The sequence below is a fragment of the Marinirhabdus gelatinilytica genome (assembly GCF_003353425.1).
Classification (GTDB): domain Bacteria; phylum Bacteroidota; class Bacteroidia; order Flavobacteriales; family Flavobacteriaceae; genus Marinirhabdus; species Marinirhabdus gelatinilytica.
In genome coordinates this window covers 1,224,603-1,246,474 of sequence record NZ_QRAO01000001.1, presented here as the reverse complement: position 1 = coordinate 1,246,474, position 21,872 = coordinate 1,224,603, and the positions used below count along the sequence as shown (strand labels likewise).

General features: G+C 40.8%; 31 protein-coding genes. 4 read left to right on the top strand and 27 right to left on the bottom strand.

Annotated features, from left to right (window positions below):
- The 27 genes from ykgO to rpsL form a co-directional block, all read right to left on the bottom strand.
- Nucleotides 1–117: a type B 50S ribosomal protein L36 gene (gene ykgO, locus C8D94_RS05805; protein ID WP_013305171.1), complete on the bottom strand. Its 117-nt coding sequence runs from the start codon at nt 115–117 to the stop codon at nt 1–3.
- Nucleotides 118–122: 5 nt separating this feature from the next.
- Nucleotides 123–338, bottom strand: a complete 216-nt coding sequence (gene infA / locus C8D94_RS05800) for a translation initiation factor IF-1 (RefSeq protein ID WP_014031991.1) — start codon at nt 336–338, stop codon at nt 123–125.
- 89 nt (nt 339–427) lie between these two features.
- Nucleotides 428–1,762, bottom strand: a complete 1,335-nt coding sequence (secY, locus tag C8D94_RS05795; RefSeq protein WP_115122916.1) for a preprotein translocase subunit SecY — start codon at nt 1,760–1,762, stop codon at nt 428–430.
- 13 nt (nt 1,763–1,775) lie between these two features.
- A complete protein-coding gene (gene rplO / locus C8D94_RS05790; protein WP_115122915.1) occupies nt 1,776–2,228 on the bottom strand; it encodes a 50S ribosomal protein L15 in 453 nt (150 codons plus the stop codon).
- A gap of 10 nt (nt 2,229–2,238) precedes the next feature.
- Entirely contained in the window at nt 2,239–2,418 is a 180-nt protein-coding gene (gene rpmD, locus C8D94_RS05785) for a 50S ribosomal protein L30 (RefSeq protein WP_115122914.1), read from the bottom strand.
- Between the two features lie 11 nt (nt 2,419–2,429).
- Nucleotides 2,430–2,954 (bottom strand): 30S ribosomal protein S5, encoded by a 525-nt coding sequence (gene rpsE / locus C8D94_RS05780; RefSeq protein WP_115122913.1) that lies wholly within the window; start codon nt 2,952–2,954, stop codon nt 2,430–2,432.
- A gap of 5 nt (nt 2,955–2,959) precedes the next feature.
- Nucleotides 2,960–3,316: a 50S ribosomal protein L18 gene (gene rplR / locus C8D94_RS05775; protein ID WP_115122912.1), complete on the bottom strand. Its 357-nt coding sequence runs from the start codon at nt 3,314–3,316 to the stop codon at nt 2,960–2,962.
- 11 nt (nt 3,317–3,327) lie between these two features.
- On the bottom strand, nt 3,328–3,870 hold the full coding sequence (gene rplF, locus C8D94_RS05770) for a 50S ribosomal protein L6 (RefSeq protein WP_115122911.1): 543 nt from the start codon (nt 3,868–3,870) through the stop codon (nt 3,328–3,330).
- Nucleotides 3,871–3,892: 22 nt separating this feature from the next.
- On the bottom strand, nt 3,893–4,294 hold the full coding sequence (gene rpsH, locus C8D94_RS05765; RefSeq protein ID WP_115122910.1) for a 30S ribosomal protein S8: 402 nt from the start codon (nt 4,292–4,294) through the stop codon (nt 3,893–3,895).
- Between the two features lie 73 nt (nt 4,295–4,367).
- Complete coding sequence (gene rpsN / locus C8D94_RS05760; RefSeq protein ID WP_115122909.1) at nt 4,368–4,637, bottom strand: 30S ribosomal protein S14; 270 nt, start codon at nt 4,635–4,637, stop codon at nt 4,368–4,370.
- A 3-nt stretch (nt 4,638–4,640) separates the two neighbouring features.
- Nucleotides 4,641–5,192 carry a 50S ribosomal protein L5 gene (gene rplE, locus C8D94_RS05755; protein WP_115122908.1) on the bottom strand — a complete coding sequence of 184 codons (552 nt, stop codon included), beginning with the start codon at nt 5,190–5,192 and terminating at the stop codon, nt 4,641–4,643.
- A 2-nt stretch (nt 5,193–5,194) separates the two neighbouring features.
- Nucleotides 5,195–5,509, bottom strand: a complete 315-nt coding sequence (rplX, locus tag C8D94_RS05750; protein WP_115122907.1) for a 50S ribosomal protein L24 — start codon at nt 5,507–5,509, stop codon at nt 5,195–5,197.
- A 12-nt stretch (nt 5,510–5,521) separates the two neighbouring features.
- Nucleotides 5,522–5,890 carry a 50S ribosomal protein L14 gene (gene rplN / locus C8D94_RS05745; protein ID WP_115122906.1) on the bottom strand — a complete coding sequence of 123 codons (369 nt, stop codon included), beginning with the start codon at nt 5,888–5,890 and terminating at the stop codon, nt 5,522–5,524.
- 2 nt (nt 5,891–5,892) lie between these two features.
- Nucleotides 5,893–6,153: a 30S ribosomal protein S17 gene (gene rpsQ, locus C8D94_RS05740; RefSeq protein ID WP_115122905.1), complete on the bottom strand. Its 261-nt coding sequence runs from the start codon at nt 6,151–6,153 to the stop codon at nt 5,893–5,895.
- A 14-nt stretch (nt 6,154–6,167) separates the two neighbouring features.
- Nucleotides 6,168–6,359: a 50S ribosomal protein L29 gene (gene rpmC / locus C8D94_RS05735; protein ID WP_115122904.1), complete on the bottom strand. Its 192-nt coding sequence runs from the start codon at nt 6,357–6,359 to the stop codon at nt 6,168–6,170.
- Nucleotides 6,360–6,369: 10 nt separating this feature from the next.
- Nucleotides 6,370–6,789 carry a 50S ribosomal protein L16 gene (gene rplP, locus C8D94_RS05730; protein WP_115122903.1) on the bottom strand — a complete coding sequence of 140 codons (420 nt, stop codon included), beginning with the start codon at nt 6,787–6,789 and terminating at the stop codon, nt 6,370–6,372.
- Nucleotides 6,790–6,809: 20 nt separating this feature from the next.
- Nucleotides 6,810–7,526, bottom strand: a complete 717-nt coding sequence (gene rpsC / locus C8D94_RS05725; protein ID WP_115122902.1) for a 30S ribosomal protein S3 — start codon at nt 7,524–7,526, stop codon at nt 6,810–6,812.
- Nucleotides 7,527–7,532: 6 nt separating this feature from the next.
- On the bottom strand, nt 7,533–7,940 hold the full coding sequence (gene rplV, locus C8D94_RS05720; protein WP_115122901.1) for a 50S ribosomal protein L22: 408 nt from the start codon (nt 7,938–7,940) through the stop codon (nt 7,533–7,535).
- 6 nt (nt 7,941–7,946) lie between these two features.
- The gene (gene rpsS, locus C8D94_RS05715; RefSeq protein WP_115122900.1) at nt 7,947–8,225 is read right to left on the bottom strand and encodes a 30S ribosomal protein S19; all 279 of its coding nucleotides are present in this window, start codon (nt 8,223–8,225) and stop codon (nt 7,947–7,949) included.
- Between the two features lie 3 nt (nt 8,226–8,228).
- Complete coding sequence (rplB, locus tag C8D94_RS05710) at nt 8,229–9,053, bottom strand: 50S ribosomal protein L2 (RefSeq protein WP_115122899.1); 825 nt, start codon at nt 9,051–9,053, stop codon at nt 8,229–8,231.
- A 28-nt stretch (nt 9,054–9,081) separates the two neighbouring features.
- Nucleotides 9,082–9,372, bottom strand: a complete 291-nt coding sequence (gene rplW / locus C8D94_RS05705) for a 50S ribosomal protein L23 (protein WP_115122898.1) — start codon at nt 9,370–9,372, stop codon at nt 9,082–9,084.
- A 7-nt stretch (nt 9,373–9,379) separates the two neighbouring features.
- The gene (gene rplD, locus C8D94_RS05700; protein ID WP_115122897.1) at nt 9,380–10,009 is read right to left on the bottom strand and encodes a 50S ribosomal protein L4; all 630 of its coding nucleotides are present in this window, start codon (nt 10,007–10,009) and stop codon (nt 9,380–9,382) included.
- Nucleotides 10,009–10,620 (bottom strand): 50S ribosomal protein L3, encoded by a 612-nt coding sequence (gene rplC, locus C8D94_RS05695; protein ID WP_115122896.1) that lies wholly within the window; start codon nt 10,618–10,620, stop codon nt 10,009–10,011. Before rplC ends, rplD begins: the two co-directional genes overlap by 1 nt.
- 209 nt (nt 10,621–10,829) lie before the next feature.
- On the bottom strand, nt 10,830–11,135 hold the full coding sequence (rpsJ, locus tag C8D94_RS05690) for a 30S ribosomal protein S10 (RefSeq protein WP_115122895.1): 306 nt from the start codon (nt 11,133–11,135) through the stop codon (nt 10,830–10,832).
- A gap of 10 nt (nt 11,136–11,145) precedes the next feature.
- Entirely contained in the window at nt 11,146–13,278 is a 2,133-nt protein-coding gene (fusA, locus tag C8D94_RS05685) for an elongation factor G (protein WP_115122894.1), read from the bottom strand.
- 3 nt (nt 13,279–13,281) lie between these two features.
- On the bottom strand, nt 13,282–13,758 hold the full coding sequence (gene rpsG, locus C8D94_RS05680; protein WP_115122893.1) for a 30S ribosomal protein S7: 477 nt from the start codon (nt 13,756–13,758) through the stop codon (nt 13,282–13,284).
- Between the two features lie 25 nt (nt 13,759–13,783).
- The gene (rpsL, locus tag C8D94_RS05675; protein ID WP_010181934.1) at nt 13,784–14,158 is read right to left on the bottom strand and encodes a 30S ribosomal protein S12; all 375 of its coding nucleotides are present in this window, start codon (nt 14,156–14,158) and stop codon (nt 13,784–13,786) included.
- A 183-nt stretch (nt 14,159–14,341) separates the two neighbouring features.
- Between rpsL and C8D94_RS05670 the strand changes: the two genes are divergently transcribed.
- The 4 genes from C8D94_RS05670 to C8D94_RS05655 all read left to right on the top strand — a co-directional run bounded on the left by C8D94_RS05670 (nt 14,342) and on the right by C8D94_RS05655 (nt 21,812).
- Nucleotides 14,342–16,036: a BamA/TamA family outer membrane protein gene (locus C8D94_RS05670; protein WP_115122892.1), complete on the top strand. Its 1,695-nt coding sequence runs from the start codon at nt 14,342–14,344 to the stop codon at nt 16,034–16,036.
- 120 nt (nt 16,037–16,156) lie between these two features.
- The gene (locus tag C8D94_RS05665) at nt 16,157–19,483 is read left to right on the top strand and encodes a SusC/RagA family TonB-linked outer membrane protein (RefSeq protein ID WP_115122891.1); all 3,327 of its coding nucleotides are present in this window, start codon (nt 16,157–16,159) and stop codon (nt 19,481–19,483) included.
- 78 nt (nt 19,484–19,561) lie between these two features.
- Nucleotides 19,562–21,184: a SusD/RagB family nutrient-binding outer membrane lipoprotein gene (locus tag C8D94_RS05660; RefSeq protein WP_115122890.1), complete on the top strand. Its 1,623-nt coding sequence runs from the start codon at nt 19,562–19,564 to the stop codon at nt 21,182–21,184.
- Between the two features lie 25 nt (nt 21,185–21,209).
- Nucleotides 21,210–21,812 (top strand): hypothetical protein, encoded by a 603-nt coding sequence (locus tag C8D94_RS05655; RefSeq protein WP_115122889.1) that lies wholly within the window; start codon nt 21,210–21,212, stop codon nt 21,810–21,812.
- Nucleotides 21,813–21,872 lie beyond the last annotated feature (60 nt).

Sequence of the window (21,872 nt, the reverse complement as noted above, 5' to 3'; positions counted from 1 at the left end):
TTATCCTTGTCTTTGTTTGAACCTTGGGTTCTTTTTGTTAATTACATATAATCTGCCTTTTCTGCGAACAATCTTGCAGTCGGCACTTCTCTTTTTTACTGAAGCTCTTACTTTCATAGCTATTAGTATCTGTATGTTATACGAGCCTTTGTTAAATCGTACGGGCTCATTTCTAATTTTACTTTATCTCCAGGCAACAATTTAATGTAGTGCATACGCATCTTACCTGAAATGTGTGCAGTAACAACGTGACCATTTTCCAATTCCACCCTAAACATTGCGTTGGATAGTGCTTCGATAATAGTTCCGTCTTGTTCTATTGCGGGTTGTTTTGCCATGTTTTAATATTTCTCTTTAATTATTTTTATGTGTTTGCCCTCTGGACATTCAATAGTCATACCAATAATTAAACAACAACTTTTTTTAGTTACGCTACTGCTTTTCTGTTCTTTCCACTCTTCATCAAACCGTCATAATGGCGGTTCAATAAGTAGGAATTGATTTGTTGCATTGTGTCTATTGCTACACCCACCATAATCAATAGTGAGGTACCTCCAAAGAACAACGCCCATCCTTGTTGTACTCCCATCAGTTTTACTACAAATGCTGGAAACACTGCTACCAATGCCAAGAATATAGATCCTGGCAGTGTGATTTGCGACATAATCCTATCTAAGAATTCAGCAGTGTCGGTTCCCGGCTTGATCCCTGGAATAAAGCCACCACTTCTCTTCAAGTCGTCTGCCATTTTATTGGTTGGTACTGTAATGGCCGTATAGAAATATGTAAAGATGATGATCAAGGCTGCAAAGACAACGTTGTACCATAATCCAAATATATCACTGAACGTGGCCAACATACTCTGTCCCCACTCGGTATCTTTTATAGACCCCAAGTTTGCCAATGCGGTTGGCACAAACATTAATGCTTGCGCAAAGATAATTGGCATAACTCCAGAGGCATTCAGCTTGAGCGGGATGAACTGTCGTGCACCAAAAATGTTCTTCTCGTATCCACCACTTGCGGTACGTCTTGCATATTGGACGGGTATCTTTCGAACCGCCATGACCAGCATAACACAAGCCAGTATGATCACGAACCAGATTACCAATTCTATCAACACAAACATAATGCTGCTCGAGGCAACTTCCTGTGCAAAAGATTGTGGCAATGTGGCAATAATACCTACCATAATCAAGATAGAGATACCGTTACCAATACCCTTGTCTGTAATCTTTTCACCCAGCCACATCGCAAAGATACAGCCTGTTACCAGGATAATGGTTGAAGAAACAAAGAACATAGGTGTTTTCCCCAATATAAAAGCATCGGCAGGAACTCCAAGAGCTTCTAGACCGAACAGATAACTAGGGGCTTGCACCAAACAGATACCTATGGTTAACCAACGGGTAATCTGTGTAATCTTTTTTCTACCACTTTCTCCTTCTTTCTGTAATTTCTGAAGATACGGAACTGCAATTTGCATTAACTGAACCACAATGGAAGCAGAAATATAGGGCATAATACCCAACGCGAAAACAGAAGCATTTGCAAAAGCACCTCCTGTAAAAGCATTTAGTAATCCACCTATTCCACCAGCATCAAAGTTACCAGCAAATCCGCCCAGTTTTGAAGCGTCTATCCCGGGTAAAACTACCTGTGCACCAAATCGGTATACTAACAATAGCCCAAGTGTAACCATGATACGGTTACGCAGCTCCTCTATTTTCCAGACATTTTTTAAGTTCTCGATAAATTTCATCCGTATCTGTGTATTACAATGTTATTGCTTCACCTCCAGCAGCTTCGATAGCTTGCTTTGCTGAGGCAGTAAACTTGTGTGCAGATACTTTCAATCCAGCTTTCAGTTCTCCCCTTCCTAAAATCTTCACCATTTCTTTCTTACCGGCCAAACGGAGACTCACCATAGTATCAAAGTCTATAGTATCCTTAATTTTCTTGTCATCAACCAATTTCTGAAGGGTATCTATATTGATACCTTGGTATTCCTTTCGGTTGATGTTGGTGAACCCAAACTTAGGTACACGGCGTTGCAAAGGCATTTGACCACCTTCAAAACCAACTTTTTTAGAGTATCCCGAACGTGACTTCGCACCTTTGTGCCCACGGCCAGATGTTCCTGCTTTACCAGAACCTTGACCTCGCCCTAATCGCTTTCCCTCTCTTTGGGTAGAACCTTTTGCAGGTTTTAAGTTACTTAAATCCATGTTATATATCTTAAACAGTTTCTATTGAAACCAAGTGTTTAACTTTATTTATCATACCAAGAATGTTTGGCGTATTCTCATGCTCGATGGTCTGTCCTATTTTTTTAAGGCCCAATGCTTCAAGCGTTCTCTTTTGGTTTTGCGTACGGTTTATCGCACTCTTCACCTTAGTTACTTTAATTTTTGCCATTGCTCTAGTATTTATCCTTTATATAATTTTTCCAAAGTGATACCACGCTGTTTTGCCACTGTCTCTGCACTGCGCAATTGTAACAAAGCATCGAAAGTTGCCTTTACTACGTTGTGTGGGTTTGAAGACCCTTGAGACTTGGACAATACATCATGAACACCTACAGACTCCAATACCGCACGTACCGCACCACCGGCGATAAGACCGGTACCTGGCGCTGCCGGTAAAAGGTTCACTCTCGCTCCACCGTACTTACCTTTTTGCTCATGGGGCAAAGAAGCTTTGTTCAAAGGAATACGAACCAAGTTTTTCTTAGCGTCCTCAATAGCCTTGGCAATAGCACTAGCAACATCTTTAGATTTTCCTAGCCCTTGGCCTACTACACCGTTCTCGTCCCCTACAACTACAATAGCTGAAAATCCGAAAGCACGACCACCTTTGGTTACCTTAGTAACACGTTGTACACCCACCAAACGGTCTTTTAATTCAAGACCTCCTGGTTTTACTGTTTCTACGTTTTTATAATCTTGATACATATTTCTTAAAATTTAAGGCCGCCTTCGCGTGCTCCTTCGGCTAATGATTTTACTCTTCCGTGGTAAAGGTATCCGCCTCTGTCAAAACTTATTGTTTCAACACCGGCTTTGGTTGCCTTTTCAGCAATTGCCTTACCCACTAATTTTGCAGCTTCAACTTTGTTTACTTTTGAAGCATCTATGTCTTTATCTCTTGAAGATGCAGCAGCAATGGTTTTTCCATTTACATCGTCAATAAGTTGTGCATAGATCTCTTTATTACTTCTGAAAACAGCCAAACGTGGACGCTGTGCTGTTCCGGAAACCGTTTTACGTATTCTGAAACGCAAACGTTGTCTTCTATCTTGTTTTGATAATGCCATAACGTTATTTCTTATGCAGATTTACCTGCTTTTCTTCTAATGATTTCTCCAACAAACTTGATACCTTTTCCTTTATAAGGTTCTGGCTTACGGAAAGCACGTATTTTTGCCGCTACTTGTCCTACCAGTTGTTTGTCGTATGATGTTAATATTACGATTGGGTTTTTCCCTTTTTCGCTTACGGTCTCAACTTTTACTTCTGGAGCGATGTCCATAACAATGTTGTGAGAAAAACCAATTGCCAAATCTAATTTCTGGCCTTGGTTGCTTGCTCTGTAACCTACCCCAACCAACTCTAGTTTCTTGGTCCATCCGTTAGACACACCTTCGATCATGTTGTTAATTAGTGCGCGGTACAGACCGTGCTTTGCTCTGTGATCCTTCGCATCGCTAGGACGCTCCAAAACTACATTTCCATCTTCAATTTTTACGCTAACATCAGCTATTTCCTGAGTTAACTCGCCTAATTTCCCTTTTACGGTAACAGTGGTGTCCTTAACATCTACTGTTACGCCTTCTGGAATCGCTACCGGGTTTTTACCTATTCTTGACATTTCTTTCTTGTCTTTTCAATTATTAGTAAACGTAACACAATACTTCACCACCTACATTCTGGTTGGCAGCTTGCTTTCCTGTCATCACTCCTGCTGAAGTTGACACGATAGCAATACCCAATCCATTGAGGATACGTGGCATTTCTGAAGCACCTGCATACTTACGTAAACCGGGTGTACTTATTCTTTGTAATCTTTTAATGACAGGGTCTTTGGTAAGCTTGTCATATTTCAAGGCGATTTTTATGGTACCCTGTGGGCCATTGTCGTCTTCAAATTTGTAGCTCAACACAAAACCTTGGTCAAACAAAATTTTTGTGATCTCTTTCTTGAGATTTGAAGCTGGCACCTCTACTACGCGGTGTCCTGCTTTCACTGCATTTCTAACTCTCGTTAGATAATCTGCGATTGGATCTGTTGTCATTAGTTGTTTGTTGCGGAAGTGGTTTTTTATGCTGAAATCATTTCAGCATAAAACCTTCAACCAGTTTATAAAATTACCAAGAGGCCTTACGCACTCCTGGGATTAATCCTTGGTTTGCCATTTCACGGAACATTACACGTGAAATACCGAAAACTCTCATATATCCTTTTGGACGTCCCGTTAACTTACAACGGTTGTGTTGACGAACTGGAGAAGCATTTTTTGGCAACTTTTGTAATCCTTCGTAGTCACCAGCTTCTTTCAAAGCCTTACGCTTTTCAGCATACTTCGCTACCATCTTCGCTCTTTTGCGCTCACGCGCTTTCATTGATTCTTTAGCCATCTCTTAGTTCTTTTTAAAAGGTAATCCTAGTTCGGTTAATAATGCTTTTGCTTCTTTATCGGTCTCAGCAGAGGTCACGAAGGTAACGTTCATTCCTTCGATCTTCTTTATCTTGTCGATGTTGATCTCTGGGAAGATAATCTGCTCGGTAATTCCCAAGCTGTAGTTTCCTCTACCGTCAAAACCAGTTGCACTGATACCGTTAAAGTCTCTCACGTTTGGCAATGCACTTGTTATGAGTCTATCCATAAACTCGTACATACGCTCTCCGCGCAGGGTTACTTTGGCACCAATTGGCATACCCTTACGTAGCTTAAAAGTTGCAACATCCTTTTTGGAGATAGTTGCAATTGCACGTTGGCCAGCGATAGTCGACAGTTCTTCTACCGAATTGTCGATAAGCTTCTTGTCTGCCACTGCGGCTCCAATACCACGAGACAAAACAATGTACTTTAGTTTAGGAACCTGCATTACATTGTTGTAACCAAATTCGTCCGTAAGAGCATTCATTACTCTGCTCTTGTATTCTTCCTTAAGTCTTGGTGTATATGCCATAACTATAATACTTGATTCGATTTTTTAGAAAATCGTACTTTTTTACCATCTTCCATTCTATATCCTATACGTGTTGCTTCACCAGATTTTGGATCTATCAACGCTAGGTTAGAAATATGAATTGGAGCTTCTTTTTCTGTAATTCCGCCTTGAGGGCTTGCCGCACTTGGCTTCTCATGCTTCTTTACTAGATTTACTCCTTCTACTATTGCTCTGTTTTTTACAGCATCTACGCGCATTACTTTACCTTCAGATCCTTTGTGCTCTCCTGTGGTAACTACTACGGTATCTCCTGTTTTTATTTTAAGCTTTCCCATTTCGGTTATCTATTAAAGCACCTCAGGTGCCAATGATACTATTTTCATAAATTGTTTGTCACGAAGCTCTCTTGCAACGGGTCCAAATACACGGGTACCTCTCATCTCTCCTTGTGGGTTCAACAATACACATGCATTGTCGTCGAAACGGATGTACGATCCATCTGGTCTTCTAACTTCCTTCACGGTACGTACCACTACTGCGGTAGATACTGTTCCTTTTTTTACGGTTCCGTTAGGCGTTGCTTCTTTTACAGTAACAACAATTTTATCTCCAATTGATGCGTAACGCTTCTTGGTCCCGCCCAATACACGGATGGTAAGCACCTCTTTGGCACCTGTGTTATCCGCCACTCTAAGTCTTGATTCTTGTTGTAACATAATTACTTCGCTCTTTCAATTATTTCTACTAGTCTCCAACATTTGGTCTTACTCATAGGTCGTGTTTCCATGATCTTTACGGTATCGCCTTCGTTGCAGTCGTTTTTCTCGTCGTGTGCTACGTATTTTTTCGTTTTTAAAACGAATTTACCATACATAGGGTGTTTTACTTTTTTCACCTCGGCAACAACTATGGACTTCTCCATTTTGTTACTGGTTACTACACCTATACGCTCTTTTCTTAAGTTTCTTTTTACTTCCATCTTTCAGCTTCGTACTATTGTACTTCTCTTTTAGTTAGTTCTGTCTCAATTCTTGCAATAGCTCTTCGGTGAGTTCTCAACTGAATTGGATTGTCCAACGGTGAAATGGTGTGAGCCATTTTAAGATTTGCAAACGCTTCTCTGTTTTCAGCTAATGCTTCTTGCAAATCTGCTGTGGATGCTTCTTTTATTTCTGATTGTTTCATCTTTGTAAAATTAAGCTTGATAATCTCTAGACATGATAAACTTAGTTTTCACCGGTAATTTTTGAGCGGCTAATCGAAGTGCCTCCTTAGCAGTTTCCAACGGTACTCCAGAAACCTCGAATAATACTCTACCTGGTTTCACAACAGCTGCCCAATATTCTACGGCACCTTTACCTTTACCCATACGTACCTCGAGAGGTTTCTTGGTGATAGGCTTGTCTGGAAATATCATGATCCAGATAGACCCTTCCCTTTTCATATAACGGGTAGCGGCGATACGCGCAGCTTCTATTTGACGTGCTGTCAGGAAATTTGAATCTAAAGATTTAATACCAAAAGTTCCATAGGCTAACTGGTTTCCTCTACCAGCGTTCCCTTTCATGCGGCCCTTTTGTTGTTTACGGTATTTTGTTCTTTTGGGTTGTAACATTTTTTCTCTTCTTTAAAAAATTACTTTCTGTTACGACGTGATTTGTTACCACCTCGACCAGAACCGCCTTTTCCTTTCTTGTCTAAACCTACAAGTGGAGAAAGCTCTCTTTTACCATATACTTCGCCTTTCATGATCCATACTTTAACACCCAACCTACCATAAGTAGTGTGTGCTTCAACTAAAGCATAATCAATATCGGCTCTAAATGTACTCAACGGAATACGACCATCTTTGTACGCTTCACTACGCGCCATTTCGGCACCGTTTAAACGTCCAGAGATCTGGATCTTGATTCCCTCTGCATTCATACGCATTGCAGCCGCGATTGCCATCTTGATTGCACGACGGTAAGAGATTCTATTCTCAATCTGTCTTGCAATACTGCTCCCCACTAAAAATGCATCTAGTTCTGGTCGCTTGATTTCATGAATGTTGATTTGTACTTCTTTCCCGGTAATCTTTTTAAGCTCTTCTTTTAGCTTGTCTACTTCCTGACCACCTTTCCCGATAATGATACCAGGTCTTGCGGTAGTAATAGTAACGGTTACAAGCTTAAGCGTACGCTCAATGATTACTCGTGACACACTTGCCTTGCTTAAACGAGCATGGATATATTTTCTAATCTTGTCGTCTTCGGCAAGTTTGTCGCCGTAGTCGTTACCTCCGTACCAGTTGGATTCCCATCCTCTAATGATACCTAAACGGTTCCCGATTGGATTTGTCTTCTGTCCCATTTAAATTTAGCTTTGTGTGTTATCGTTAGCTCCTAGTACCAGTGTTACGTGGTTGGAACGTTTTCTAATTCTGTGTGCGCGACCCTGTGGTGCTGGACGTAGTCTCTTCAACATAGTTCCACCATCTACACGGATTTCCTTAACAAAAAGATCTGCGTCTTCTAAAGAAGCGTCTTCGTTTTTTGCTTGCCAGTTTGCAATGGCACTCAATAGCAGTTTTTCCAAACGGCCCGAAGCTTCTTTTTTACTGAATCTTAAAATATTAAGCGCTGTATCTATTTTTTCTCCACGTACCAAGTCTGCAACAAGTCGCATTTTTCTTGGTGACGTAGGGCAATTGTTCAATTTGGCGAAGTACTGTGTTTTCTTCGCTTCCTTGATTGCTTCTGCTCTTTCTCTTTTACGAACTCCCATGGCCTATTATTTTTTTCCTTTGTTTTTAGCACCTGCGTGACCACGGAATGATCTTGTAGGTGAAAATTCGCCTAATTTATGTCCTACCATGTTCTCAGTCACATAAACGGGTACAAATTGTTTTCCGTTGTGTACTGCAATGGTTTGTCCTACAAAATCTGGAGTAATCATGGAAGCCCTAGACCAAGTCTTGATCACGGTCTTCTTATTGCTCTCCACATTTTGCTGTACTTTTCTATCTAACTTGTAGTGAACGTACGGTCCTTTTTTTAACGATCTTGCCATAGCTTATTTCTTTCTACGTTCGATTATATACTTATTACTTGCCTTAGTTCTAGAACGGGTCTTGTAACCTTTAGATGGTACTCCGTTTCTTGAACGTGGGTGTCCTCCTGAAGATTTACCTTCACCACCACCCATTGGGTGATCTACCGGGTTCATCACAACTGGTCTTGTTCTTGGACGACGTCCTAACCATCTTGATCTACCTGCTTTACCGCCCACCAACAATTGGTGGTCGCTATTACTTACAGCACCAATGGTAGCCATACAAGCAGTCAATATCATCCTAGTTTCACCTGAAGGCAATTTTACAGTAGCATATTTTCCTTCACGCGCCATAAGCTGTGCAAATGCACCAGCACTACGCGCCATAACGGCACCTTGGCCTGGACGTAATTCTATACAAGAGATAATAGTACCTAAAGGGATGTTTGCTAAGGTCATTGCGTTCCCGATCTCTGGAGCAGTTTGCTCTCCGGAAACTATATTTTGCCCAACCTGAAGTCCATTTTGGGCAATTACGTATCGTTTTTCTCCATCCTGGTAATTCACCAAGGCGATGAAAGCCGTACGGTTTGGATCGTATTCGATTGAAGCTACGGTAGCAGGAATACCATGCTTATCGCGCTTAAAATCGATAATTCTATAACGTTTCTTATGACCTCCACCAATATAGCGCATGGTCATTTTTCCTCGATTGTTTCTACCACCAGAACGTTTTTTCGGAGCTAACAAACTTTTCTCCGGCTTATCAGTTGTTATGGCATCGTAACCATTTACAACTCTAAAACGCTGTCCTGGGGTGATAGGTTTTAATTTTCTTACTGACATCTTTTGTCTAATTTATTGCAAGCTGGGCCTACAAATTATTGTAAAAATCTATTGTATCACCTTCCGCCACCTGTACAATTGCCTTTTTAAGGGCATTTGTTTTACCAGTTTGGACCCCCGTTTTCGTATAACGAGTACGACGGTCTGGGCGGACATTCATTGTGCGAACTTTTTCAACAGAAACTCCGTAAGCAGCCTCGACCGCTTTCTTGATTTCTACCTTATTCGCCTTAGGGTTTACCACAAAACCATATCGGTTATTCAGTTCCGCATCGGCAGTGGCTTTTTCCGTAATTATAGGTTTTATTAAGATATTCATCTTGTCTCTATTTACTTAAATTCGTATTAATTTCTTCCAAAGAACCTTCAAACAACACTACACTGTTTGCATTCATAATTTTGTAAGTACTTAATTCTGAGCTGTTTACAACTTCAGTACCTTTCAAATTGCGAGACGACAAATATACATTATTATTTGGCTCTCCCAACACAAACAAAGATTTTTTGTTTTCCAATCCTAGGTTTTTCAAAACTGAAGTGAAATCTTTGGTTTTTGGAGCATCAAATTTTAGATCCTCTACCACAACGATTGCCTTGTCATTTGCCTTTACTGTAAGGGCAGATTTACGAGCCAAGCGCTTCAAGTTCTTGTTCAATTTAAACGAATAGTTTCTTGGTCTAGGCCCGAACATACGCCCACCGCCTTTGAACAACCCGGACTTGATGCTACCCGCACGGGCAGTACCTGTTCCTTTTTGCTTCTTGATCTTTCTCGTTGAACCGGTGATCTCTGCACGCTCCTTAGCCTTATGCGTTCCCTGGCGTTGGTTAGCCAAGTACTGCTTTACGTCTAGGTACATTGCGTGGTTGTTTGGTTCAATACCGAACACATCCTTAGAAAGCTCTACCTTTCTACCTGTGTCTTTTCCGTTGCTATCTACTACTGCTACCTTCATTATTTCTGAATCATTACATAAGCGTTTTTGTGGCCTGGCACACAGCCTTTCACCACAAGTAGGTTCTTATCTGAAACTACTTTTAAAACTCTTAAATTTTGAACTTTCACCTTCTCGTTCCCCATCTGGCCAGCCATACGCATTCCCTTGAATACTCTCGCAGGATACGATGCTGCACCTATGGAACCTGGTGCTCTTAAACGGTTGTGCTGCCCGTGGGTAGCTTGTCCCACACCGCCAAAACCGTGACGCTTAACCACACCTTGGAATCCTTTACCCTTACTAGTTCCGGAAACATCCACGAACTCACCTTCGGCAAAGTGCTCTACAGTGATGGTATCACCTAATTTATACTCCTCTTCAAATCCTTGGAACTCGGCGACTTTGCGTTTTGCAACCGTACCTGCCTTTTTGAAGTGACCTTCGGCAGCTTTTGTTGCAGTCTTCTTGTCATCGAAACCAAGTTGAAGAGCTTCATACCCGTCAACCTCATTGGTTCTGACTTGGGTAACAACACAGGGTCCTGCTTCTATAACGGTACACGGAATGTTCTTTCCGTTCTCGTCGAAGATGCTGGTCATCCCTATCTTTCTTCCAATTAACCCAGACATATTTATCTATTTATTGATTATTACTATTGAATGTTGCTCCCGCAGCATTCCTTTAAATTTATTATTTCAAATTAAACGGGGCCAAAATAAATTCGACCCCGAATGTTATTTTGTTTCCGTTTTTCCTTTGCCTACAAGCTCAGGACATGTACATACCTGCGAAGGCAGGTATCTCCCCGTTGAGATTCCCACCTGTGTGGGAATAGAAATTACACCTTTATCTCTACTTCAACCCCACTTGGCAACTCTAATTTCATTAGAGCGTCAATAGTTTTAGAAGAAGAGCTGTATATATCCAACAATCTCTTGTAAGAGCTTAACTGGAACTGCTCTCTACTCTTCTTGTTCACGTGAGGCGAACGTAGTACGGTAAAGATTTTCTTGTGCGTTGGCAACGGGATGGGTCCTGTTACTGCTGCACCGGTACTTTTTACGGTCTTTACGATTTTTTCAGCAGATTTGTCCACTAAATTATGATCGTAAGATTTTAATTTAATTCTTATTTTTTGACTCATTGCTGAAAAATTATGCGTTAGCGGTTCCTCTTGCTGCAGCGATTACTTCTTCGGAAATATTAGAAGGAGTTTCTGCATAGTGTGAAAATTCCATTGTTGATGTTGCACGACCTGATGATAATGTTCTCAATGTGGTTACGTAACCGAACATTTCAGAAAGCGGTACGGTAGCTTTTACAGCTTTTGCACCAGCTCTATCGCTCATATCGCTCACTTGTCCACGGCGACGGTTAAGGTCTCCTACGATATCACCCATATTCTCTTCTGGGGTCAATACTTCAAGTTTCATTATAGGCTCCATGATCACAGCTTTTGCAGCTTTTGCAGCAGCTTTAAATCCTAGTTTTGCAGCCAACTCAAAAGACAATTGGTCCGAATCCACATCGTGGTAAGAACCGTCAGTCAACGTCACCTTCATAGAATCTACCTCATAACCTGCAAGTGGTCCATTCTGCATTGCCATTTTGAATCCTTTTTCAACAGATGGAATAAATTCCTTAGGAACGTTACCACCCTTGATTTCAGAAACGAATTCCAATCCTTCGGCTCCTTCTTCGGCTGGCTCCAGTGTAAATACGATATCCGCGAATTTACCACGACCACCAGACTGCTTCTTGTACACCTCTCTGTGCTCTGCACGACGGGTAACCGCTTCCTTGTACTCTACTTGTGGTTGCCCTTGGTTTACTTCAACCTTGAACTCACGCTTCAAACGATCTACAATAATATCTAAGTGAAGCTCTCCCATTCCTGAGATGATGGTTTGTCCAGAAGCCTCATCGGTACGAACCTGGAACGTTGGATCCTCTTCGGCCAATTTACCAAGTGCCATACCTAATTTATCTACGTCTGCTTTGGTCTTTGGCTCTACCGCGATACCGATTACCGGATCTGGGAAGTCCATAGATTCCAAAACAATTGGGTTTTTTTCATCAGACATGGTATCTCCCGTCTTGATATCTTTAAATCCAACTGCTGCTCCAATATCTCCTGCTTCGATAAAATCGATTGCATTTTGCTTGTTGGAGTGCATCTGGTAGATACGCGAGATTCGTTCTTTCTTACCAGAACGATTGTTCAAGATGTAAGAACCTGCGTCCAAACGTCCTGAATACGTGCGGAAGAATGCCAAACGACCTACAAAAGGATCGGTAGCAATCTTAAAAGCCAATGCAGCGAAAGGCTCATCTACGTGTGGCTTACGCTTTTCTTCTTCTCCTGTATCTGGATTTGTACCTACAATGGCATCACGATCTACAGGTGATGGCAGGTAACGGCAAACTGCATCTAAAAGGAACTGAACTCCTTTGTTCTTAAATGCAGACCCACAAATCATTGGGATGATGGCCATATCCATTACAGCAGCACGAAGCGCAGCGTGCACTTCTTCTTCTGTAATAGAATTTTCATCTTCCATATATTTTTCCAGAAGCTCTTCATCGTACGTAGCAACTTCCTCAATTAGAAGTCCCCTATACTTACGTGCTTCCTCTTTTAATTCTTCAGGAATATCGATAACATCAAAAGTAGCCCCTTGTGTTTCGTCGTGCCATACAATAGCTCTATTCTTAACAAGGTCTACTATACCTTTAAAGTCTGCCTCATCACCAATGTTCAATACAATTGGCACTGCGTTAGACTTCAACATATCTTTCACCTGCTGGCAAACAGCCATAAAGTTAGATCCTTGACGGTCCATCTTGTTCACGAAACCAATTCGTGGTACCTTATAGTTATCTGCAAGTCTCCAGTTTGTTTCAGATTGTGGCTCTACACCATCTACTGCACTAAACAGGAATACCAACCCGTCCAATACACGTAAGGAACGGTTTACCTCCACCGTAAAGTCTACGTGACCTGGGGTATCGATGATGTTAAACTGGTAATCTTTAGTGTCGGGCGTAGGTTGCGCATTCTCCATTGGGAACTTCCAGGTACAAGTAGTTGCAGCAGAAGTAATGGTAATACCTCTTTCCTGCTCTTGCTCCATCCAGTCCATAGTAGCTGCACCATCGTGAACTTCACCAATCTTATGGCTCACTCCCGTATAGTACAAGATACGCTCTGTAGTTGTGGTTTTACCAGCATCAATATGCGCGGCAATACCTATATTTCTTGTAAATTTTAAATCTCTTTGTGCCATTTTTTAGAATCTGAAATGTGAGAATGCTTTATTTGCTTCGGCCATTTTGTGAGTGTCCACACGTTTCTTAACGGCAGCACCCTCTTCCTTGGCAGCAGCTAAAATCTCTGCAGCCAATTTTTGGGCCATTGATTTTTCGTTACGCTTTCTTGCATACCCGATCAACCACTTCATAGCGGTAGATATCTTTCGGTCTGCACGAATTTGCATTGGAATTTGGAAGGTAGCCCCACCTACTCGGCGGCTACGTACTTCTACGTGAGGCATCACATTGGAAAGTGCATCTTTCCAAAGCTCCAGGCCTGTTTTTTCTTCGTCTGTTTTCTTTTCTTCTACGATATCTATCGCATCGTAAAATACTTTAAAAGCCACTGACTTTTTCCCGTCCCACATCATGTTGTTCACAAAACGGGTCACCAACTGGTCGTTAAACCGTGGATCTGGTAAAAGCGGTCTTTTCTTGGCTGCTCTTTTTCTCATTTCTTCGTTTTAAAACTGTTTAAAATTACTTCTTAGGGCGTTTTGCACCGTATTTAGACCTACGTTGTGTTCTACCTGCAACACCAGCGGTGTCCAAGGCTCCACGAACGATGTGGTATCTAACTCCCGGCAAATCCTTTACCCTTCCGCCTCTAACCAATACTATCGAGTGCTCCTGTAGGTTGTGTCCCTCACCTCCGATGTATGCGTTTACTTCTTTCCCATTCGTCAAACGTACACGCGCTACTTTACGCATTGCAGAGTTTGGCTTCTTAGGAGTAGTAGTATATACACGCGTACACACACCGCGGCGTTGCGGGCACGAATCCAAGGCAGCCGATTTACTCTTCTTGGTTATTTTGGCTCTTCCTTTTCGTACTAATTGTGAAATAGTTGGCATAAAATCCTATTATACTTAAAATTAATTTTTGGGTTCCCCACTATTAGGGCGTGCAAAGGTAGAATTATTATTTAATTAATCAAACACCAACTGCTTTATTTTTATAACGAATTGCAAAACTTAACATACATATACAAAAAACGGTTACGAAACGTTAGCTTTACAGCGCAAATCCAGTACTTTTTGAAGCAGCTTTTCAACATAATTTTATACCTTAATATATATACCCTAGGGATGGTCTCAGCTTTTGGACAACAATTACAGTTGGAAATAAAGGCTGAAAAACCTATTTCCGAAACCCTCAAGGACAGTCTATTGCCCAATCCAATATTCAAGGATTATCTAGGCCTCAAGAACGAGGCAGACTCTTTGGTCTTCACGCTACAGAGAATGGGGCACATAGATTCTAGGAAGGAATCACTTTTTAAAAGTAATGACTCAGTGTACACGGCAACCTATTTTTTAGGGCCAAAATACAAGCAAATCAAAGTATTCTATCCAGATTCAAGTTTCAGTAAAAAACAATTGAGGCAAATCTCCCAAGATGTGACAGACGATTATTTCATCCTAAATTTCGAAACCGCCGAACAATCCCTGCAACAGCTAAACAACCTACAGACCGAAAGTGGCAATACCTTTGCAAGATTAAAATTGACCGAAATTGAAACAAAGGGCGATGAGCTTTCCGCTATATTGAACACAAAAGGCAAAAGTTACAGGACACTGGACTCGATAGTTGTGAGCGGGTACGAGAAATTCCCTAGGTCTTTTCTGAAATACTATGCCGGGGTCAGGACCGGAAAGGTTTTTAGCAGGGAAAAATTACTGAAACAAAACACAGTGATAGACAACCTAGGATTTGCCAATACACTAAAGGCGCCCGAGGTACTGTTCAGGAAAGAGACCACCACTGCCTATTTCTATATAGAGAAACAGAACAACAACCTCTTTGACGGGATATTGGGGTTTGCGACAGACGAGGAAACCCAGAAACTCCAACTGAACGGATACCTGAACCTTGAGCTTAACAACAACCTGAATTTTGGCGAGCAACTCATCATAAACTACAAGGCAGACGGGAATGAGCAACAAAACTTCAGGGCCAAGGTGGCCATGCCCTACCTCTTAAAATCTCCTTTTGGAGCTGGCCTGGAGCTTAACATCTTTAAACGGGACAGCACCTTCGTCACCACACAACAACAAGCCGAACTCTCCTACCAGATTAACCCTATATCCTCTACATTTATAGGCTACAAGGGTTACGAGAGCAGCAATCTCCTGGACGAGGCAGTCGCTGGGGTTTCGGTAGAAGATTACAATTCCTCATTTTTTGTTGCGGGAGGACAGGTTATCATACCCCAAGCATCCAAACTTTTTCCAAGAAAGACACTATTGCGTATCGACTCTGAATTTGGAAAACGCGAAAGCAAGGGCATAGAGGAAGACCAGGTACGGCTCTCGGCACTGGCCAACCACATTTTCAACCTAGGGGGGAGCAATTCAATATTTTTACAGAATACCACCAGCGTATTGTTCAGTGAAACGTATTTCACCAATGAGCTCTACCGCTTTGGGGGCATTACAAGTATTCGCGGTTTCAACGAGAACAGTATAGACGCCTCATTGTTTTCTGTACTGAACACCGAATATCGCTATATCCTGAACCCTGGACTATATGTACATAGTATTATTGATCTTGGATACTTTGAAAACGAACCAAACGATCTAAAACAGAAGCTTTACAGCTTTGGTTTTGGCATTGGACTACAGACCAAAGCTGGGGTAATGCGCTTTAGTGTTGCAAATGGCACTTCTGAAAATCAAACCTTTAGATTTTCGAACACAAAAATACACCTTAACATTACTTCCCAATTTTAAGTTATCCTAACAATAGCTTAACAATGAGTTTAAAAAAAAACCAAAATTTAAGTTTAAAAAGTTGTGTAATTAACTTTTTATTGTGATTTTTGGCATTGGCTAATTCAAATAATTTATAAAATGAGAACAAAGTTTAGTGGAATTTTAACGCTATTGCTAGCGTTAGTAGTGCAACTCACGTTCGCACAAGAAAAAACAATCTCCGGTACGGTGACCGATAACACGGGTCTACCACTACCAGGAGTTAACATTGTCGTAAAAGGCACAACTAATGGTACCCAATCAGATTTTGATGGTAATTACTCCATCCAGGCCTCTGTTGGGCAAACCCTTGTATACAGCTACGTTGGTTTTAAAACAACCGAGCGTCCTGTTACAGCCGCAACTAGTAACATTAGCTTCCAAATGGAAGAAGATGCACAAGCGCTGGAAGAGGTTGTTGTAACTGGTTATGGTATAGCGCGAGAGAAAAAAGCACTTGGTTATGCTGTAAGTACGATAAACGCTGAAGAAATTGAAAACAAGCCCGAAGCCGATGTTGTTAGATCTTTGACAGGTAAGGTGGCAGGTGTACAGATTACCGCTACGGGTGGTGCCACAGGTTCTGGTACAAATTTCATTATTCGTTCAAAGAGTTCGATCAACGGTGACAACCAACCCCTATTTGTGGTAGATGGTGTTCCTTTTGATGCGAGCACAAACCAACAGACTGGTTTTGATGGTGGTAACTCAATTACCAATAGCCGTTTCCTGGATCTTGACCCAAACAATATTGAGACTGTAAGAATTCTTAAAGGTTTGAGTGCTGCGGTACTATACGGACAGCAAGGTAGAAACGGGGTTGTATTGATTACTACTAAGAGTGGTAGCAAGAAGGACCTTAACAAGAAATTTGAAGTATCTGTTGCATCTTCTGTTTATGCAGTTGAGATCGCAAACTTTGCAGACTACCAAAATACATACGGACAAGGGTCTGACAATACTCCAAACCCAGGATTTGTGGGTAACTGGGGTGGACGTTTTGACGACAATTTAACAATTGCCCACCCTCTTTCTAATGAATTTGGAGATGTATTCCCACAATTTGATGGACTGGAAATTCCTTACACAGCAGCTGAAGACAATGTATTTGATTTCTTTAGAACTGGTTTAGGACAATCTATGTCGGTTAATGTTGCTGGTTCTCCAGGAGACGGAGGAAACTCTCGTTTCAACGTTAACTTTGGTTATGCAACTGAAGATGGTTACATTAGAAACAACGGATTAACTCGTTACAACTTAAGTTTAGGTGGTTCTACACAATTATCTAACAAGTTTAGCTTTAATGCTACTGCTAACTTTAGTAACCTGCGTACCAACACGCCACCTATTGCGGCAAACAACGCATTCGGTTCTATCTCGGTATTTACAAGAACATTGTTCATACCAAGAAACTTAGATTTAGGGAACCTTCCTTTCGAGAATCCTTTGGATAACTCTTCTGTATATTATAGAAGTGACCAAACAAACCCTTACTGGTTGTTAAACTATGCAGGTACAGAGCAAAAGACAAACCGTTTTTACGGTCAGTTTTCTACAAACTATCAAATATCTGATGTAGCTTCCTTATCATATAGATTTGGACTGGATACCTACACAGAAAATCAAGAGTTTAGAGTGTCAAGAGGTGCAAATGATGATGCAACTAACCCAGCTGGAGCATTTGGTGCATATGTAGATGCTTATAGAGAAGGTTACTTAAGAACAACTTCAGGAACCAACTTTATCTTTGACCACAACTTAAGCTTCTCTTTAAGTAATATCGACATTTCTGACAAGTTGAACTTTAGTTCTTCTATAGGTTTTAATGCTAGACGTGACACCTATGAGCAATTCGGTCTGGTAAGTATTGGACAGGTGGTTTTCAATTTTGCAAACCATAACAACTTCTCTCGTCCAGATGGTATTCCAGAATTTGCACAAAATACTGACCCTATCACTGGTGGTAGAAACCTAGACTTTAGAACTGAGCGAAATATCTTGGGTGCTTTTGGAGAAATGATTCTTGATTATGACAATTTCTTATACTTGACAATCTCTGGACGTAATGATTGGGCCTCTACAGTAGAGTCAGAAAATCGTTCGTTATTTTACCCTGGAGTATCACTCTCTTTCACTCCAACTTCATTGGATGGATTTGGTTCTTCTGAAGGAATTGGGCTGTTAAAGTTTAGAGGAAGTTTTGGTACTTCTGCACGTTTCCCTGGAGTTTATGGAACACGCTTGGCGTTGAGTTCAAACCCATTGGCATTTACTGATGCTCAAGGAAATGCTGTTGTTACAAACACATTGCCTACTATAAGACCAAATAGAGACTTACAACCAGAATTGCAACAAGAAATTGAAGCTGGTATTGAGGCAGAATTATTTAAGAGAAGAGTAACTGTGGATGCAACTGTATATAAGAGAATTATTACAGACCAGATTGTATTGCGTCCGTTAGCAACTTCTACAGGTTTTAGCTTTATTAACGATAACATTGCAGAATCTCAAATTGAAGGATTGGAATTAGGTGTAAACTTCTCTCCTATCCAAAATGAGAATTTCACTTGGAGTGTACGTACCAACTTTACCGCTTATGAGAATGAAGTGACTGACTTAGGAGGTATTGAGCCATTTGCCTTTGCCGGTTTTACTGGATTAGGTAACTATGCATCAGAAGGTGAAGCGTTAGGTGTTATAAAAGGTAGTTACGCTACAAGAATTGACCCTACTAACGCAACTGAAGAGAACCCACTGGGTCTTGGTGTAGAAGGAAGGCTTTTAATTAATCCAAACGACGGTAAAATTATCAATAGTGACGATTTAGGTCTTGACATTGAAACAGTAGGTGATCCTAACCCAGATTGGAACAGTACAGTAATAAACAGTTTCACATACAAAGGATTAACCCTATCTGCTCAAGTAGAGTACCAACACGGTGGAGATATTTACTCACAAACTGCGAACCAGTACTACCGTAGAGGTGTAACTACTGTAAATGTTGACAACAGAGAGGGAAGTTTTATAATCCCAGGTATCTTGGCTAATCCAGGAACTGGAGAGCCTTTAACTGATGGGAATGGTGATTTTATTGAAAACACAATCCAAATAGGAGCTAACGATGTGTATTTTATCAACCTAGTTGATCCAACTGGACAAGGTATTTACGATGCTTCCCACTTAAGATTAAGAGAGGTTTCTTTGACCTATTCGTTAGATAAGAAATTATTGGAGCGTACTCCTTTTGGAAATGTTAGCCTTTCTCTTGCTGGACAGAATCTATGGTTCAAAGCCTTCAACATTCCAGATGCATTTAACATAGATCCAGAAGCTTTAAGTACTGGTGTAGGTAATGGTCAAGGACTTGACTTCCAAACTGGACCAACTACAAAGCGTTACGCATTTACAATTAAAGCAACATTCTAAAAAAAATTGTAAGTCATAGGTAGTAATTTGCTAGTATAGCTGTTCTATCTATGACTTTTAATTAAAACAATATATACAATGAAAAATTTTTTGAAAATATCTTTATTTCTTTCAGCTTGTGCCTTTATGGTAAGCTGTGAGACTACAGAACTAGAGCTGCTAGAAAACCCTAACTCGATTAACGTAGAGTCTGCAGATCCAGATTTTGTACTAAACCAAGTCCTTCTAGACTTCAACGGTATTATTAGGGGTTATAGCGGTACTAACCAAGTAATCACAAGAATGCAAAATATGTTCCAGACGTATAACAGTAATGTAGGTAACACTACTGGTTCTGGTGAGTGGAATGCATCCTATCGTTTATTTGCCAATATTGATTTTCTAGAAACTGTTATCGCTACAAATGAGCTAGATTTGCCACACCACTTGGGTGTTGCAAAAGTATTAGAAGCTTATTCTTATTTTCTATTGGTAGACCACTTTGGTGAAGTACCTTTTTCTCAAGCAGTACAACCTGAGGAATTCCCTAATCCTGTGGCAGATGACGGAGGAGTAGTTTATGCGGCACAATTGGAATTACTTGACGAAGCTATTGCTTTATTGAATCAAGACCCTACCGCATCTCCTTCAGATCTATATTTTGATGGAGTTTTTAGTGAAGACAATTGGATTGCTTTAGCAAATACACTTAAAATTAGAGCGTACTTGAACCAAAGATTGGTAGACCCTTCTGGAGCTGCAGCAGGTATAAACGGTGTTTTGGGAAGTAATATCATCGATACTGTTGACGAAGATTTCGAATTTGTATACAATTCAAATCAACCTAACCCAGTTTTTGCTTCAGACTACTCTAACACAGTAGACTCTTACAGAAGCAACAATTATTATGATTTCCTGAACGCAGGTGATGCTGAAGGAATCTTTATTGAAACCGGTATTCCAGACCCAAGATTACGTTACTACCTATACAGACAAGTAGATGAAGACCCAAGTGGTTCTAACCTACCTTGCGAAGGTGATAACTTATACGACTATTGCTACGTAGGTAACTTTTACTGGGGTAGAGATCATGGAGACGGAGAAGGTCTTCCTAACGATGGGGCAAGAAAAACTGCACGTGGATTATACCCATTTGGTGGTGCTTTCGATAACAATGCATTCATAAGATCTAGAGATATCACCAATACTCGTGGTGGTGAAGGTGTAACTCCAATATACCTGTCTTCTTTTACACACTTTGCATTAGCTGAAGCTGGTGTAACTTTAGGAACCGGTGGTGGATCTCCAGCATCTTTATTAGAGCAAGGAATTAGATTAAGTATGGAAAAAGTGAGAGCTTATGCAGATGGCTTAGATACTGTAGATCCCGATACAGGTGAAGACTATGCTATGACAAATGCTGAAATCAATGATTATGTAGCTAGAGTAATCACTGAGTTCAATGGAGCCAACAATGACGGCAAGGTAGCTATCATCGCTAGAGAATTTTTCCTTGCATCTTGGGGTAATGGTATTGAGCCTTACAACAACTACAGAAGAACAGGTGCACCTGATCTTCAAGAGCCTATTGTTGAGTCTGGATTGTTCCCTAGAACTTGGAGATATCCTATTACTGAGGTTGATAACAACCCTAATATCAATCAAACAAATCCTTCTGATAGAACTTTTTGGGACAACAACCCTGCTGGATTTATAGACTAATTAATCTTAAAAATTTACTACTATTATGAAAAATATAAATAAAATATTCTCAGTAGCCTTGGGAGTTGTACTCGCTGCCGGGACGTTCACAAGTTGTGAAGATGAAGACAAAGCAAGATTTCCTGAGCTAGGCAATGGAGGCTTTATAAAATTTGTTGAGGCTCCTGTTTTTGATGCAGGCGCAGATCCTACAAGTGCTAATTTTGATGCTATGGTAGAAGATCCTAATGGAACAGTTGCCAGCTATGAATTGGAAGTAGTGGGAGATTTTGATGGAGCTCCTGAAGACACCTTGTCTTTTAGAAGCACTACCACGTTCCCTTTTGATGTAGGATTTACAGGTGCAGATATGGCAGCATTGTTTAATGTGCCAATCGAAACCTTCCAAGAAGGTGATAGTTTTGAGTTCTTCGGAACTGCTACTACTACAGATGGTGTTGTATACAACTCTGAAGCAACCGCGTTTATCCAACCTACTCCTGATCTAGATCCTAGTGATCCTGATTTCGTAGCAGAACCTGGTGCTTGGAATATGGGAACAACAGATAATGTACTTCTTACTGCTGAAGGTCTTTTACAAGCCTTTAACTATGAAGTTGAGTTTACAGACCCACCTGTTGAAGATTAATAAACTTATTTAAGTTATATAAGTAACCACCACGAATTTCGTGGTGGTTTTTTTATTTTT